At 58.1% G+C, this 15,643-nt stretch carries 13 protein-coding genes; all 13 read left to right on the forward strand.

Annotation, left to right across the window (positions count from 1 at the left end; genetic code table 11):
- Positions 1-12 precede the first annotated feature (12 nt).
- The 13 genes from flgH to HBN68_RS07655 all read left to right on the forward strand — a co-directional run bounded on the left by flgH (position 13) and on the right by HBN68_RS07655 (position 15,639).
- The gene (gene flgH, locus HBN68_RS07595) at positions 13-708 is read left to right on the forward strand and encodes a flagellar basal body L-ring protein FlgH (protein WP_094992300.1); all 696 of its coding nucleotides are present in this window, start codon (positions 13-15) and stop codon (positions 706-708) included.
- 44 nt (positions 709-752) lie between these two features.
- Positions 753-1,862, forward strand: coding sequence for a flagellar basal body P-ring protein FlgI (locus tag HBN68_RS07600; protein WP_094992299.1), 1,110 nt, complete (start codon positions 753-755; stop codon positions 1,860-1,862).
- A 10-nt stretch (positions 1,863-1,872) separates the two neighbouring features.
- Positions 1,873-3,141: a flagellar assembly peptidoglycan hydrolase FlgJ gene (flgJ, locus tag HBN68_RS07605; protein WP_169963530.1), complete on the forward strand. Its 1,269-nt coding sequence runs from the start codon at positions 1,873-1,875 to the stop codon at positions 3,139-3,141.
- Between the two features lie 10 nt (positions 3,142-3,151).
- Positions 3,152-5,197, forward strand: coding sequence for a flagellar hook-associated protein FlgK (flgK, locus tag HBN68_RS07610; RefSeq protein WP_094992297.1), 2,046 nt, complete (start codon positions 3,152-3,154; stop codon positions 5,195-5,197).
- A gap of 14 nt (positions 5,198-5,211) precedes the next feature.
- Entirely contained in the window at positions 5,212-6,789 is a 1,578-nt protein-coding gene (locus HBN68_RS07615; RefSeq protein WP_094992296.1) for a flagellar hook-associated protein 3, read from the forward strand.
- 364 nt (positions 6,790-7,153) lie between these two features.
- Entirely contained in the window at positions 7,154-8,080 is a 927-nt protein-coding gene (locus HBN68_RS07620) for a ketoacyl-ACP synthase III (RefSeq protein WP_047294556.1), read from the forward strand.
- A 233-nt stretch (positions 8,081-8,313) separates the two neighbouring features.
- On the forward strand, positions 8,314-9,960 hold the full coding sequence (locus tag HBN68_RS07625) for a flagellin (protein ID WP_169963528.1): 1,647 nt from the start codon (positions 8,314-8,316) through the stop codon (positions 9,958-9,960).
- Positions 9,961-10,032: 72 nt separating this feature from the next.
- Entirely contained in the window at positions 10,033-10,386 is a 354-nt protein-coding gene (locus HBN68_RS07630) for a flagellar protein FlaG (protein WP_094992294.1), read from the forward strand.
- An 81-nt stretch (positions 10,387-10,467) separates the two neighbouring features.
- Entirely contained in the window at positions 10,468-11,835 is a 1,368-nt protein-coding gene (gene fliD / locus HBN68_RS07635) for a flagellar filament capping protein FliD (RefSeq protein WP_169963526.1), read from the forward strand.
- Positions 11,836-11,933: 98 nt separating this feature from the next.
- Positions 11,934-12,323 carry a flagellar export chaperone FliS gene (fliS, locus tag HBN68_RS07640; protein WP_048375740.1) on the forward strand — a complete coding sequence of 130 codons (390 nt, stop codon included), beginning with the start codon at positions 11,934-11,936 and terminating at the stop codon, positions 12,321-12,323.
- Positions 12,324-12,347: 24 nt separating this feature from the next.
- Complete coding sequence (locus HBN68_RS07645; RefSeq protein WP_094992292.1) at positions 12,348-12,641, forward strand: flagellar protein FliT; 294 nt, start codon at positions 12,348-12,350, stop codon at positions 12,639-12,641.
- A 177-nt stretch (positions 12,642-12,818) separates the two neighbouring features.
- On the forward strand, positions 12,819-14,294 hold the full coding sequence (locus HBN68_RS07650; protein ID WP_094992291.1) for a sigma-54 dependent transcriptional regulator: 1,476 nt from the start codon (positions 12,819-12,821) through the stop codon (positions 14,292-14,294).
- A 160-nt stretch (positions 14,295-14,454) separates the two neighbouring features.
- Positions 14,455-15,639, forward strand: coding sequence for an ATP-binding protein (locus HBN68_RS07655; RefSeq protein ID WP_169963524.1), 1,185 nt, complete (start codon positions 14,455-14,457; stop codon positions 15,637-15,639).
- Positions 15,640-15,643: the final 4 nt, after the last annotated feature.

Below are 15,643 nucleotides of genomic sequence, written 5' to 3' on the forward strand. Positions count from 1 at the left end.
GCGGGAGAGGTCATGAAACGCTTGTTTTCTGTTCTGGCATTGGGCGGTATCACCTTGCTGGCCGGCTGTGTCAGCCCACCACCACGGGCGAACGATCCGTACTATGCGCCAGTGTTGCCGCGCACGCCGTTACCGGCGGCGGCCAATAATGGCTCGATCTACCAGGCAGGCTTTGAACAGAACCTGTACAGCGACCGCAAGGCGTTCCGGGTCGGTGACATCATCACCATCACCCTGAACGAGAAAACGCAGGCGAGCAAAAACGCCAACTCGCAGATCGGCAAGAACAGCAACACCAGTATCGGCCTGACCTCGTTGTTCGGCAGTGGCCTGACCACCAACAACCCGCTGGGCAGTGGTGACCTGAGCCTGAACGCCGGGTACAGCGGCAGCCGCGCCAGCAAGGGCGACAGCAAGGCCGGGCAGGGTAACAGCCTGACCGGTTCGATTACGGTGACGGTGGCTGACGTCTTGCCCAACGGCATCATCGCGGTGCGCGGCGAGAAGTGGATGACCCTCAATACCGGGGACGAGCTGGTGCGTATTGCCGGTCTGGTGCGTGCCGATGACATCGCCACCGACAACACGGTGTCGTCGACCCGTGTGGCCGATGCGCGCATCACTTACTCGGGCACCGGCTCGTTTGCCGATGCGAGTCAGCCGGGCTGGTTCGACCGTTTCTTCCTGAGCCCGCTGTTCCCGTTCTAAGCGGACCTTTTATCAGTGTTTTTATTCAAGTGATGGCCCGAACCATGTTCAACCTCAAGCATCTGCTGGCAGCTGTACTGCTACTGTCCACAGCCCTTGGCGCCCACGCCGAGCGGTTGAAGGACATCGCCAGCATTTCTGGCGTGCGGTCCAACCAATTGATCGGCTACGGCTTGGTGGTCGGGCTTAACGGCACGGGCGACCAGACCACGCAAACCCCGTTTACCCTGCAAACGTTCAACAACATGCTGTCGCAATTCGGCATTAAAGTGCCGCCGGGTTCGGGCAACGTACAGTTGAAAAACGTCGCCGCGGTGTCGGTCAGTGCAGACTTGCCCGCGTTTGCGAAGCCGGGGCAGGTGGTTGATATCACCGTTTCCTCCATCGGTAACTCCAAAAGCCTGCGCGGCGGGACGCTGTTGCTGACACCGTTGAAAGGCATCGATGGCAATGTGTATGCCATCGCCCAGGGCAACCTGGTGGTGGGCGGTTTTGATGCGGAAGGTCGCGACGGCTCGAAAATCACGGTTAACGTGCCCTCGGCCGGCCGTATTCCCGGCGGTGCTTCGGTTGAGCGCGCCGTGCCCAGTGGTTTCAACCAGGGCAACAGCCTGACGCTGAACCTCAATCGCTCTGACTTCACCACCGCCAAGCGCGTGGTGGACAAGATCAATGACTTGCTCGGCCCTGGCGTCGCGCAAGCCATCGACGGCGGCTCGATCCGCGTCACCGCGCCCCTGGACCCAAGCCAGCGCGTGGACTACCTGTCAATTCTGGAAAACCTGGAAGTGGACCCGGGCCAAGCGGTGGCCAAAGTCATCATCAATTCGCGTACGGGCACTATCGTAATCGGCCAAAACGTCAAGGTATCGCCTGCGGCGGTGACCCACGGCAGCTTGACCGTGACCATCACCGAAGACCCGATTGTCAGCCAGCCCGGCCCGTTGTCCAACGGCCAGACGGCTGTGGTGCCGCGCTCGCGGGTTAATGCGCAACAGGAAGCCAAGCCGATGTTCAAGTTCGGTCCGGGCACCACACTGGATGAAATCGTACGTGCGGTGAATCAGGTGGGGGCGGCGCCAGGCGACTTGATGGCGATTCTTGAAGCACTGAAACAGGCCGGCGCGCTGCAAGCCGACCTGATTGTGATCTGAGGCCGGCATCATGGATATGCGTAAGAGTGGTGTCGTCAGCGGCAGCGATTCGGGGGCGTTCACCGACCTGAACCGTCTGAACAACCTGAAAGTGGGCGACCGCGAAAGCGACGGCAACATGCGCAAAGTGGCGCAGGAATTCGAGTCGCTGTTTCTCAACGAAATGCTCAAGTCGATGCGCTCGGCCAACGAAGTGCTGGGCAAGGACAACCCGCTCAACACCCCGGCGGCCAAGCAGTATCAGGAAATGTACGACCAGCAGTTGTCCGTGACGTTGTCGCGGCAGGGTGGCGGCATTGGCCTGGCAGACGTGTTGATGCGTCAGATGTCGAAAAACAAAGCGGCCGTGCCGGGCGAAACACCCGCGGCTACGGCCCTGACCACTGAGGCCAAGGCCGCCACCCCAACCGCAGCGGTGACCCCGGCTGACAGCCCGTTTGTCCGTTCCAATGGCCAGCGGCCGTTGTGGGCGGCGCGGGTGGCGCTGGCACCGGGTGCAGGGCAGGGCGGCCATCAAAATGACATGGCACTGCTCAATCAGCGGCGTCTGGCCTTGCCCACCAAACTCACCGACCGGTTGCTGGCAGGCATTGTGCCATCGGCTGACCCGGCCCGCGCCACGATCAATACGGCGGCAGTGCCGGAGCGCACCAGCGCGTCAATGGACGCCGTGCTCAAGGGCAGTCGGCAGCCGATGGTCAGTGCCGCTGGCGCGCAGGGGCGGATGCAGGTGTATGGCCGTGCCGTGGCCCAGCCACCCTTGGCGCCCGCCAAAAAAGCCTTTGAATCGCCGGATGCGTTCGTGGCCACCATGTTGCCGATGGCCCAACAAGCCGCCGACCGCATCGGCGTCGACCCGCTGTACCTGGTGGCGCAAGCGGCACTGGAAACCGGCTGGGGCAAATCGGTCATGCGTCAACAAGATGGCACTAGCAGCCACAACCTGTTCGGCATCAAGGCCACCGGCAGTTGGCAGGGTGCTCAGGCGCGTGCCATCACCAGTGAGTTCAAAGGCGGGCAGATGGTCAAGGAAACGGCGGCCTTCCGTTCCTACGACTCTTACCAGGACAGCTTCCACGACCTGGTCACGTTGTTGCAGAGCAACAATCGTTATAAAGAAGTGCTGAGCGCTGCCGATAAACCAGAACAATTTGTACGCGAGCTGCAGAAGGCCGGTTACGCAACCGACCCGAATTACGCCAGCAAGATTTCGCAGATAGCCAAACAAATGAAGACCTACCAGAGCTATGCCTCAACAGGTTCCTTCGCGCATTTATAAGGTTTGAACCATGGCGAGTTTGATCAACATCGGGATGTCGGGGCTGAACGCCAGTCAAGGGGCATTGGCCACGGTCGGCAATAACATTGCCAACGCCAACGCGGCGGGCTATTCGCGCCAGCAAATCGTGCAGGGCACGGCAGGCTCGCAGCAAGTGGGCGGGGTCTTTATCGGCACCGGCACCACGCTGGCGGACGTGCGTCGCGTCTACAACGCCTACCTCGACGCCCAGTTGCAAACCACCACATCGCTCAATGGCGACGCGCAAGCCTACCTCGACCAAATCGGCCCGATCGACAAACTGCTGTCGGATAAGAGCACGGGCGTGTCGGCGGCGTTGAGCAGTTTCTTTGCCTCGCTGCAGACCGCAGCGGCAGCACCGGGCGACGCGTCGTCTCGTGACTTGCTGCTGGGCAATGCCAAGACCCTGAGCAACCGTTTCAACGCCATTGCCAGCCAGCTCAACCAGCAAAACGAAGGCGTCAACAGCCAGCTGGAAACCCTGACCTCTATGGTCAACCAGCACACGGCGACCATTGCTTCGCTGAACAAGCAAATCGCCCAGGCGACGACGGGCGGCAACACGCCCAACGACCTGCTGGATGCGCGTAACGAAGCTGTCCGTTCGCTCAACGAACTGGTCGGCGTGACGGTGCAAGAGCACGACAACGTGTACGACATCACCCTCGGCACCGGGCAATCGCTGGTGTTGGGCAACACGTCCAATACGTTGTCGGCCGTGCCGGGTAAAACCGACAAGAGCCAATACACGATCCAGATCAACTACGCGTCTTCCAGTTCGGATGTGACGTCTGTCATCAGCGGCGGCAAGATCGGCGGCCTGCTGCGTTACCGTGATGATGTGCTGGCGCCTGCGATCAATGAGCTGGGGCGCACCGCGCTGGTGGTTGCCGATGCGATCAATCAGCAACTGGGGCAGGGCCTGGATGCTAACGGCGAATTCGGCGCGTCACTGTTCAACAACATCAACAGTGCCAAAGCCATCAGCGAACGCAGCCTGGCCTCGACCGGCAACAGCGCCGGGTCAGGCAATCTGGATGTGACCATTACCAACAGCGGCGCGCTGACCACCTACGACTATGAGGTGACGTTCAGCAGCAGCAATGACTACACGGTGAAGCGTTCCGACGGCACGGTCATGGGCGCTTACAAACTGGACCAGAAGCCAGCACCTGAAATTGACGGTTTTACTCTTAATCTCAATGGCGGTGGTCTGGATAAGGGCGACACGTTCAAAGTCAGCCCGACCCGCAGTGGCGCGACCAATATAGGCGTGCAAATGACCGACGCCAGCAAGTTGGCGCTGGCCGGCCCGCTGGTGGCGAGCCAGGGTGGCTCCAACAGCGGCACCGGTTTGGTCAGTGGTCTGGACTTATCCCAGGCGCTGAATATCTACGGCGGCGCGGACCTGGGCCTGGCGCAAAGCGAGATCGAAGGCGCCATGCCTGTTCGTCTGGCATTTGATGAAGCGGCCAACGGCGTTCAGGGCTATCGCGTACTGAATGAAAAAGGCGAAGAAATCGGCAAAGGCACGATCGTGCCGGGTCAGGACAACAAGGTCACGATCAATGTGCCGGTACTGGACGCCGCCGGTCAGCCGGTGCTGAATCCGGACGGTTCGAAGAAAACCGTCGGCTTCGAGACCACCATCAGTGGTTCTCCCGGTAAGGGCGACAGCTTTGACATCAAGTTCAACAAAGACGGCAAGGCGGACAACACCAACGCCAACAAACTGCTCGACCTGCAAACCAAACCCACCGTCGGCGTGAACAGCGGCGGCGGTGGCGTGAGCATGGCCACGTCCTACAGCCAGTTGGTGTCCAAGGTGGGCGGCAAGGCCAGCCAGGCTCAAGTTGACGGCACGGCCACCAATGCAGCGTTGTCTTACGCAGCTGCCAGCCGCAGCTCGGTATCGCAGGTCAACCTGGACGAAGAAGCGTCCAACCTCGTCAAGTTTCAGCAGTACTACACGGCATCGTCGCAGATCATCAAGGTCGCGCAGGATACCTTCACGACGCTGATCAACAGTATTTAAGGGAGTTATCGACGATGCGTATTTCTACTGCCCAGTTCTTCGAGACCACCTCGTCCAAGTACCAGAGCAATTACTCCTCGGTGATTAAAACCCAGGAGCAGATCGATTCCGGCGTGAGAATCCAGACAGCCGCCGATGACCCGGTCGGTGCCGGGCGCCTGCTGCAACTTCAGCAACAGCAAGACATGCTGGCGCAGTACACCACTAACATGAACAGCATTAAATCGTCTCTGGCCAATCAGGAGTCGGTGCTCGACACGATCAACAATGCCCTGCAAAAAGCCAGCGAGCTGGCGTTGCAAGCGGGCGGTGGCGTGGTCAGTGATGCAGACCGGCTGTCGATAGCCAATGAATTGGGCAATATCGAAGATCAGGTGTTCAGCCTGCTCAACAGTAAGGACGCTTCGGGTAACTACATGTTTTCCGGCTCCAAAACCGATACGCCGCCGTATACCCGTAACAACGACGGGACCTACACCTATCAGGGTGATGACACGCAACTGAACCTGAAGGTGTCTGACACGCTCACCCTCGCGGGCAGTGACACTGCCAAAAGCATCTTTGATGGTGCTATCAATACCGGTCGAACGCAGGCTGAACTCACCACCAAGCCCGCGACGGCTGTGGATGGCACGGTCTCGGTGTCGGGTGGCCTGATCACCTCAAGTCCTGTGTTCAACAAAGATTTTTCCCAGGGCCAGCCTTATCAGGTGGAGTTCCTCAGCAGCACGCAGTACGTGGTGCGCGACGGCTCGGGCAACGACATCACCTCCGAGGTGCCGGGCAACGGCGTGTTCGACGCCACCAAGGAAGGCGCTCATAGCATCAGCCTGCGGGGGGTGGATTTTGATATCAACCTGAACCTTAAGGACGTCGCGGCAGCGGATCAGGACGATGCGGTCAAGGGCCACATCTTTACCCTTGAAGCCAAGCCGGACTCGTTCAACGCATCACGTTCGCCGGGTAATGCTTCGACCGCGCAAATCACTGGCAGCACCGTTAACGATCCTAAGGCCTATGGCGACAGCTTTCCGGCCAGTGGCGCGGTGATCAAATTCACCAGCGACACCGAGTATGAAATTTATGCTCAACCCATGACGGCCAACAGCAAGTCGATTGCCAAGGGCACCATGACGGGCGATTCACTGACGGCGATGGGCGTGACGTTTGACTTTAACGGCGCGCGCGCAGCGGGCGACCAGTTTGTGGTCAGCGCAAATAATCATCAGAGTCAGAGTGCGCTGGACACCATCAGCCAGTTGCGACAAGCGCTGGCCACGCCCAGTGATGGCGATGTGCTTGCGCAGCAGAAGCAGCGGGATGCGATCAACTCGGCCATTGGCAACCTGAAAAACGCCAGTGCCGGTGTCGACACGGCGCGGGGTTCGATTGGCGCACGATTGAAAGCCGTGGACACCCAGACGGCCGAAAACGAAAGCATGGTGATGGCCAACAAGTCGACGATTGCGGCTATTGGCAACACGGATCTGGCCGGGGCATCCATCGATCTGGCCTTCCAGAAAGCCATGCTCGAAGCCTCGCAGTTGGCCTTCGTGAAAATCTCCCAGTTGAGCCTGTTCAACAAGATCTGATCCCGCCTTGTGCGCCGTGACAGCTTCTCGATGAGTGGCTTGTCACGGCGAGCGCACTGTAAACCCTCTCTTTTCCCCAACTGGCGGCCCCTGTGGCGGCATCAGCGTGCGCGTGCTTATCTGAAAGTCGCGTTGAAACGTTTTGTATAAACCACACAAAATAGAGTGACCTATGAGTCATAACGCGCATCTTCACTGTATCGTGTGAAACGTACGGGCGGGTGCCGGGCTTTTCACAGGCCGTTTTGGGTATTTTCAGGCATCCACATTCGCTGCATTTTTGGCGCGGCGAAGCCCTTTTATTGTTAACGCCCCTCGATTCCTGAGCGGGTGATCTCCAGCTATTCAGTATTGGGAAGCCACAATGATTGGCATTAAAAGCATCGCCAGTTACGTGCCTGCAAACGGCGTAGACAACTATGCCCAGGGCGCGAAGTTCTCCAAGGACGAAGAATTTATTCTGGGCAAGATTGGTTCGGCATTCCTGCCGCGCAAAGATGCTGACCAGGAAACCTCGGATCTGTGTGTCGAAGCGGCCAATGCGCTGTTCGCCAATAACCCTCATCTCAAGCGCGAGTCCATCGATGCGCTGATCGTCATCACCCAAAACGGTGATGAAGAAGGCTTGCCCCATACCGCCGCCATCGTGCAGGACAAGCTCGGCCTGCCGACCCACGTCGCGGCATTTGATATTTCCCTCGGCTGCTCAGGCTATGTGTACGGCCTCTACGCGATGAAGGGCTTCATGGAGGCCACTGGCCTGAAAAACGGCCTGCTGATCACCGCTGACCCGTACTCCAAAATCGTCGACCCGGAAGACCGCAACACCACCATGCTGTTCGGTGATGCCGCCACGGCCACCTGGATGGGCGAAGACGCGCTCTGGCAGCTGGGCAAGGCCAAATTCGGCACCGACGGTTCGGGCGCGCCGCACCTGAAAGTTACCGATGGCGTGTTCTTCATGAACGGGCGTCAAGTGTTCAATTTCGCGTTGCTCAAAGTGCCGGCGCACTTGCACGAGTTGCTCGATGAATCGGACCTCAAGGCTCAAGACATCGACGCGTTCTGTATCCACCAGGGCAGTGCGGCCATTGTGGATGCCGTGGCGCGGCGTTTTGAAGGCGAGCCCGAGAAGTTCATCAAGGACATGGTCGAGACCGGTAACACCGTGTCGTCGAGCATTCCGCTGCTGTTGGAAAAACACGCCATGGACACCACCTGGAAGCGCGTGGCGCTCAGTGGCTTTGGTGTGGGCCTGTCCTGGGGCTCGGCGATCATCTACCGCCCCTAAGTCGTTTTATGCAATTACCCAACGCCCGTGGCCGCCAAAGCCATGGGCGTTTTGCATTCTGCGGCCGCTTAACCCCCTGAAATACAAGGGATGGCACCCGGCCAGTAAAAAAATTCAAAAAAGCCCTCAAGCAACCTGCTTTCACGACGATAACTATTACGAAGGTTCTCTAGGCCACACCCGGCGGTTGCCAGGGCCGGAAGCCGCAGTATTCAACCCACGAGGAATTCGTCATGGCTTTATCAGTAAATACCAACATCACGTCGCTGGGTGTTCAGAAGAACCTCAACAAGGCTGCCGACGCTCTCAGCACTTCGATGAACCGCCTGTCTTCTGGCCTGAAAATCAACAGCGCCAAAGACGACGCGGCCGGCATGCAAATCGCCAACCGTCTGGGCAACCAGGTGAAAGGTCTGAACGTAGCCATCGCCAACGCCAACAACGGCGTTTCGATTGCTCAGACCGCTGAAGGCGCAATGCAAGAGTCCACCAACACCCTGCAACGTCTGCGTGAGCTGGCTCTGCAAGCTTCCAACGGTGACAAAAGCGATGCTGACCGTGTGTCCCTGCAGCAAGAGTTCACCGCTAAAGTGGGCGAGCTGACCCGTACCGCCAACACCACTACCTTCGGTGGTCGTAACCTGCTGGACGGTTCGTTCAACAACGTGGCTTTCCAGATCGGTGCTGACGCCAACCAGACCATCTCCTTCGGCATGACCGACATCAGCGCCACTGGCCTGAAAGGTTCGTACAGCGAAGCCAAAACCAATGGCGCAGACATGGCTGGCCTTACCGCTACTTCGATCGGTTCGGCTGTCAATGCCTCGGTTACTGGCACAGTCGCCGTTAAGCCAACGGCTGACATTTCTGTAAAAATCAACGGCACTGATGTTGCACTAGCTAAAGACGCCACAGCAGCTGATATGGCCAAAGCCATCAATGACGCAGGCATCTCGGGTGTTTCGGCTTCGGCAGACACGGCTGGCAAAATTACCCTGAAATCTGCCAATGCTGACTTGGTCGTAGAGGGCACTGCTGGCGCCGCAGCCCTGGGCGTTGCAGAAGCAACTACCAAGGCTGAAGATTCCCTGGTGCCTGCCGGTACCATCACCGTTAACGGTGAAGACCTCGTTCTTGCGGGTACTGAAAAAGTCAGCGAGGTAGTTACCAGCATCGCTAGCATGGCAGGTATCGCTTCGGCCAAGCTGAATAACGGCCGTATCGAAATCACTTCTAAAGATGGTTCTGATGTCGCGCTGAGCAATAAAACCAGTGGTGCTCTGTCGGCTCTGGGTCTGGCTCCTGGCACTTCGCAGGCCAAGCTGCAGGCCGATACTTCGATTAGCCTGAATGGCGTTGAAGTCAAGTTCAAGAAAGGTGACACCGCCGACGCGATCGTTTCTTCGATTAACAGCGCAAGCACTGGTGTCACTGCCAGCAAGAACTCTGACGGTACCTTGGCTCTGTTTGCTGACAAAGATATTGTGATTGCCGACGGTAGCGCAGGTGGCGGTCTTAAAGCTCTGGGTCTGGACGCAGGTAAAACTGCAGCCGTGACTCTGGAAACCACCGTTTCCGACCTGAGCGTTCTGACTGCTGCTTCCGCTCAGCAAGCGATCCAGGCTCTGGACGGCGCCATGCAACAGATCGACAGCCAGCGTTCGCAGCTGGGTGCCGTTCAAAACCGTTTCTCAAGCACAGTGTCCAACCTGCAAAGCATCGCGCAGAACTCTACCGCTGCTAAAGGCCGTGTAGAAGACGCCGACTTCGCCGCTGAAACCGCTGAGCTGACCAAGCAGCAAACCCTGCAACAGGCTTCCACTGCGATCCTGTCTCAGGCTAACCAATTGCCATCCTCCGTACTGAAACTGCTTCAGTAATCACGGCGCTTGGTCAATAACGGAAGGGCGCGTTTACGTGCCCTTTCGTTTTTTCAGTGTTGAGGTGATGACATGGACATGAGCGTCAAGCTGAACGCGGCTTACACCGCCACTGTTGCTCAACAAGCTGCTACGGCATCGACTCCGGCTCCTGCCGCCCCGTCCACGGTTCAAGACGCAGTGACCCCTGCGCCAGCGCCCAAGCGCGAAGACCTGGAAAAGGCCGTCAACGACATTCGTGAGTTCGTGCAGTCCACCCAGCGCCAGCTGGATTTTTCCATTGACGACTCCACCGGTGTGGTCGTGGTCAAGGTAATCGCCACGCACAGTGGTGAAGTGATACGTCAACTCCCCTCAGAAACCGCATTGAAGCTGGCTCAAAGCCTGAGCGATGCCGGTAGCTTGTTATTTCAGACAAATGCCTGAGGTGGCATGAATTTTGTTGTTGTCTGCCGAGAAGGTGCAGTTAGCCAATAAAACGGCAGCCAACGAAAAGGAGATAAAAAGATGGCCAGTTCAACGATAAGCGGCGTCGGTTCGGGGGTTGATACACAATCCATCGTCAAGGCTTTGGTGGCTGCCGAAAAGGCACCTAAACAGGCGCAGATCACCAAGCAGCAAACCACGACCACGATCCAGCTTTCAGCATTGGGTACGGTGAAAGGCGCGCTTGATGCTTATCGCACGGCCATCGGCAAGCTCAAGGATGCGTCAAGCTTCAGTGGCTTGGCAGGCACTACCTCGGATGAGAAAAAATCCAAGGTAACCATCGATGCCACGGCGTCTACGGGCAAGTACGACTTGGTCGTGCACAACCTCGCAACCGCTTCCAAGGTGAGTAGCCCGGTCTTTGCCGGGGGGAATTCGGCCGTCGTCAACAGCGGTGATGAGGCAACCACGCTGACCATTTCGCAATCGGGTGTGGATTACGACGTGAACGTGCCCGCGGGTGCGACCATGAAAGAAGTGCGTGAAGCCATTAATACGCAGCTTCAAAGCAAAGGCATCAGTGCCAACGTTTTGAATGATGCAAGCGGTTCACGGCTTGTGCTGACGTCGTCGACTATGGGTAAAGGGACTGAAATTACCATGAGTGGTAATTCTTCTTTATCTGAGGGCTACACCACGCTGGTTGAGCCGAAGAACGCCACGTATTCGATTGATGGGCTGGAAATGGAGTCTGCCAGCAATAAAGTGGACTCGGCCATCAGTGGGGTAACGCTGGAGTTTTTGGTCGGTGGTGATGCCGCGTCGACCATTTCGGTAGGTGCCAACACGGACACCTTGAAAACCTCTGTGCAGGCATTTGTCACGGCTTACAACGCATTGATGGGGTCCATTAATACCCAGACCAAAGTGACTGCCACCGGTGATTCGGCCACCACCACTTCCGGGGCGTTGACAGGCGATGCATCCATGCGTCAATTGGTGTCAGGCCTGCGTAATGAGTTGCTGAACAGCAGCGGCTCGAATGCGGCCATAGGCCTCGCGCAGATGGGCGTAAGCACTGACTCTAAAACGGGCTTGCTAAGTCTGGATGACAAGGCGTGGAACAAGGCCGTCGCCTTGCCTAATGGCGCCACTAACATTGCCAAAGTCTTCACTGGGGATGCCGGTCTGATCTCGCGCATGACCAAGATGACAGAGCCCTATGTCGGCACCACCGGTACGCTGTCCCAGCGCACCACCGACCTGAACAACAAACTGACCGATCTGACGACCCAGCAAGCTGAGCTGGACCGCCGTATCGAGAGCCTGCAAACTTCGCTGTCGGCCAAATACAACGCCATGGACACTCTGGTGGCCCAGCTCAATGCCAGCAGCTCCAGCATCATGACCACGCTGAACTCGCTGAATAATCCGAAGTCGAGCTAAGGCGGGCAGGGCAGGGCCGGTTAAAGTTTTGACGGGCCCGGTCGAAACAAGTAGTAAGTCACCCTATTTTTGCCGGTCATCTGTTACGAGGTAGAAACATGAACCCGATGCGCGCCCTTCGTCAGTACCAGAAGGTCAATTCCCACGCTCAAATCTCCGAGGCCAGCCCGCACCGGTTGATTCAGATGCTGATGGAAGGTGCTCTGGAGCGCATGGCTCAAGCCAAAGGTGCCATGGCGCGAGGTGATATTGCTCAGAAGGCCCTGCTGATAACCAAGACCATCGACATCATCACCGGCTTGCGTGCGGGCCTGCGTGAAGAGAATACCGATGACAAGGAAGCGCTGCGTCAATTGGACAGTCTGTACGAATACATGACCAAACAATTGACCCTGGCCAATGCCAAAAACGATCCAGAACTGATCGACGAAGTCGCCCGCCTGCTGATCACTGTGAAAAGTGGTTGGGATGCAATCGCGCCAGAATAAGCCTGCCGGTCCGAGGAGTGCATCATGAGCCAACTGCAACGAATTCAACAAACCCGTGATGCGCTGATCGATGCCCTGGCCGAGCGTAACTGGGAAGCCATTGGCGAGCTGGATACCGCTTGTCGGGATTGTGTTGAGCACGTGCTGGACGAAAAGCCGGTGGACGAAGCCGTGCTACGCGAGAATCTTGAGGGCTTGCTGGTGGTGTATCGCATGCTGCTGGAAGCCGCGACAGGGGAGCGTCAGCTCGTGGTTAACCAGATGGCGCAGATCAACCAAGCAAAAAGTGCTTCAAAGGTTTACCATCTATTTGGTTAAGACCTAAAAATTTTGTGGTTAAGCGTGTTTTGAGCGCCATAAAATTGACTGCATACAATTTTTTGACTTAACTAGTGCTGTTTTCTGATTTCAGTCGTCTTAAATATCCAAACGGGTCAAGGCGTCTACCTTGCCCCTCAATCAGGGCATTGAGTTGACTAGGGAAGTTGCTATTGCATGTGGCGTGAAACCAAGATTCTGCTAATCGATGACGATAGCGTCCGTCGCCGCGACCTGGCGGTGATTTTAAATTTTCTGGGTGAAGAAAATTTAACTGCCGCGAGTAACGATTGGCAGCAGGCTGTCGGTTCCCTGGCGTCCAGCCGTGAAGTGCTCTGCGTGCTTGTAGGCAACGTGAGTATTGCAGGCGGGACTGCGAGCTTGCTTAAGACACTCGCTACGTGGGATGAGTTCCTTCCAATTTTGCTTTTGGGTGAAATTTCTTCGGTTGACTTGCCCGAAGACCAGCGCCGCCGTGTGTTGTCCAGCCTCGAAATGCCCCCCAGCTACAGTAAATTGCTCGATTCGCTGCACCGTGCCCAGGTCTATCGCGAGATGTATGACCAGGCCCGCGAGCGCGGTCGGCACCGTGAACCCAATTTATTCCGCAGCCTCGTCGGCACCAGTCGTGCAATTCAGCACGTGCGGCAGATGATGCAGCAAGTGGCCGACACCGACGCCAGCGTCCTGATCCTTGGTGAGTCCGGCACCGGCAAGGAAGTGGTTGCGCGTAACCTGCATTACCATTCCAAGCGCCGTGACGCGCCGTTTGTGCCAGTCAACTGCGGGGCGATTCCCGCTGAGCTGCTCGAAAGCGAACTGTTCGGCCACGAGAAGGGCGCATTCACCGGCGCCATCACCAGCCGCGCCGGGCGTTTTGAGCTGGCCAATGGCGGCACGCTGTTCCTGGACGAGATCGGCGACATGCCCCTGCCGATGCAGGTCAAACTGCTGCGTGTGTTGCAGGAACGCACGTTTGAGCGCGTGGGCAGCAACAAGACCCAGTGTGCCGACGTGCGCATCATTGCGGCGACCCACAAAAACCTCGAAAGCATGATTGAAGTCGGCGCCTTCCGCGAAGACTTGTACTACCGCCTGAACGTGTTCCCGATTGAAATGGCCCCCTTGCGCGAACGCGTTGAAGACATTCCGTTGCTGATGAACGAGTTGATCTCGCGCATGGAGCACGAAAAGCGCGGGTCTATCCGCTTCAATTCAGCCGCCATCATGTCTTTATGCCGCCACGGCTGGCCGGGGAACGTGCGTGAACTGGCCAACCTGGTGGAGCGCATGGCGATCATGCACCCGTACGGGGTGATCGGTGTCGCTGAGTTACCCAAGAAATTTCGCTACGTGGATGATGAAGACGAGCAACTGGTCGACAGCCTGCGCAGCGACATGGAAGAGCGCGTGGCCATCAACAATGCCACACCGGATTTCACGGCCACCGCCATGCTGCCGCCAGAAGGGCTGGACCTTAAGGACTACCTCGGCGGCCTTGAGCAAGGGCTGATTCAGCAAGCGCTGGACGACGCCAATGGCATCGTGGCCCGTGCCGCTGAGCGTCTGCGAATCCGTCGCACCACCCTGGTGGAAAAGATGCGCAAGTACGGCATGAGCCGTCGTGAAGGCGAAGAACAGGCGGATGATTGACGCCTGTTTTTTAACCTGCTGATTTTTAAGTCCTTTTTTTTAGGCACGGGTATTGCTAAGTCTCTGCTAACGAACCGTTTAATGACGGTCAGCCACGCGAGAAAGTCCCATGCCTCAGTCCGCCCAGCAGTCCTCCGTCCCTGATCTCGCAGGGCAAGCCATGTCTCTCGCCGCTCAGCCCTTGAACGCAGTTGAGCAGGCCAGTCGGGAAGGGCTCGAGCAGGCGTTCTCGCTGTTCAGTCAGATGTCGACTCAACTAACCGATTCCTACAGCTTGCTGGAAGCCCGGGTGACCGAGCTCAAGGGCGAGTTGGCTGTGGTCAGCGCCCAGCGCATGGCCGAGCTGGCGGAAAAGGAGCGGCTGGCCAATCGCCTGCAACACCTGTTGGACCTGCTGCCGGGCGGCGTTATCGTGATCGACGACCGTGGCCGTGTGCGCGAAGCCAACCCGGCTGCCTGTGAACTGCTGGGGCTGCCGCTGGAAGGCGAACTCTGGCGGCATGTCATCGCACGCTGCTTTGCGCCTCGCGAAGACGATGGTCACGAAATCTCCCTGATTGACGGTCGGCGCTTGTCGATTTCCACCCGCTCGCTGGATGCCGAGCCGGGTCAACTGGTCTTGCTCAACGACCTGACAGAAACCCGTCGCCTGCAAGACCAATTGGCGCGCCATGAGCGCCTGTCCTCGTTGGGCCGCATGGTCGCATCGCTGGCGCATCAGATCCGCACCCCGTTGTCGGCGGCGTTGATCTACGCCAGCCATTTGACTGAGCAACAGCTGCCGGTCGAGACCCAGCAACGCTTCGCCGGGCGCCTTAAAGAGCGTCTGCATGAATTGGAGCATCAGGTCCGGGACATGCTGGTGTTCGCCCGCGGTGAATTGCCCCTGACAGATCGCGTCACACCCAAGGCGCTGATGCAGTCCCTGCAAGCCGCCGCGCAGCCCCATGTGGAAGGCGTTGCAATGCGCTGGCAGTGCGACATCCATGATGGCGAAGTGCTTTGCAATCGCGACACGTTGGTCGGTGCGCTGCTGAACCTGATTGAAAATGCGCTCCAGGCGGGCACCGCGCAGGTGCGACTCAAGGTGCATGTGTACGCCCGCCATAACACCCTGCGCCTTTGCGTGAGTGACAGCGGCAGCGGTATCGAACCTCGCGTACTGAGCCGTTTGGGGGAGCCGTTTTTCACCACCAAAGCCACGGGCACCGGTCTGGGGCTGGCCGTGGTCAAGGCCGTGGTGCGCGCGCATCACGGCGAGTTGCAACTGCATTCGCGCCTGGGGCGTGGCACCTGTGCGCTGCTCAGCTTGCCGCTGATCACTGGCGCTGGGGAGGCGAACTGATGGT

It is taken from the genome of Pseudomonas sp. WS 5078 (assembly GCF_012985745.1).
Taxonomy (GTDB): domain Bacteria; phylum Pseudomonadota; class Gammaproteobacteria; order Pseudomonadales; family Pseudomonadaceae; genus Aquipseudomonas; species Aquipseudomonas lundensis_A.

Bases quoted from the DNA above. Each gene is read 5' to 3' on its own strand.
- flgH (WP_094992300.1), top strand. From the start codon at position 13: ATGAAACGCTTGTTTTCTGTTCTGGCATTGGGCGGTATCACCTTGCTG.
- HBN68_RS07600 (WP_094992299.1), top strand. From the start codon at position 753: ATGTTCAACCTCAAGCATCTGCTGGCAGCTGTACTGCTACTGTCCACA.
- flgJ (WP_169963530.1), top strand. From the start codon at position 1,873: ATGGATATGCGTAAGAGTGGTGTCGTCAGCGGCAGCGATTCGGGGGCG.
- flgK (WP_094992297.1), top strand. From the start codon at position 3,152: ATGGCGAGTTTGATCAACATCGGGATGTCGGGGCTGAACGCCAGTCAA.
- HBN68_RS07615 (WP_094992296.1), top strand. From the start codon at position 5,212: ATGCGTATTTCTACTGCCCAGTTCTTCGAGACCACCTCGTCCAAGTAC.
- HBN68_RS07620 (WP_047294556.1), top strand. From the start codon at position 7,154: ATGATTGGCATTAAAAGCATCGCCAGTTACGTGCCTGCAAACGGCGTA.
- HBN68_RS07625 (WP_169963528.1), top strand. From the start codon at position 8,314: ATGGCTTTATCAGTAAATACCAACATCACGTCGCTGGGTGTTCAGAAG.
- HBN68_RS07630 (WP_094992294.1), top strand. From the start codon at position 10,033: ATGGACATGAGCGTCAAGCTGAACGCGGCTTACACCGCCACTGTTGCT.
- fliD (WP_169963526.1), top strand. From the start codon at position 10,468: ATGGCCAGTTCAACGATAAGCGGCGTCGGTTCGGGGGTTGATACACAA.
- fliS (WP_048375740.1), top strand. From the start codon at position 11,934: ATGAACCCGATGCGCGCCCTTCGTCAGTACCAGAAGGTCAATTCCCAC.
- HBN68_RS07645 (WP_094992292.1), top strand. From the start codon at position 12,348: ATGAGCCAACTGCAACGAATTCAACAAACCCGTGATGCGCTGATCGAT.
- HBN68_RS07650 (WP_094992291.1), top strand. From the start codon at position 12,819: ATGTGGCGTGAAACCAAGATTCTGCTAATCGATGACGATAGCGTCCGT.
- HBN68_RS07655 (WP_169963524.1), top strand. From the start codon at position 14,455: ATGTCTCTCGCCGCTCAGCCCTTGAACGCAGTTGAGCAGGCCAGTCGG.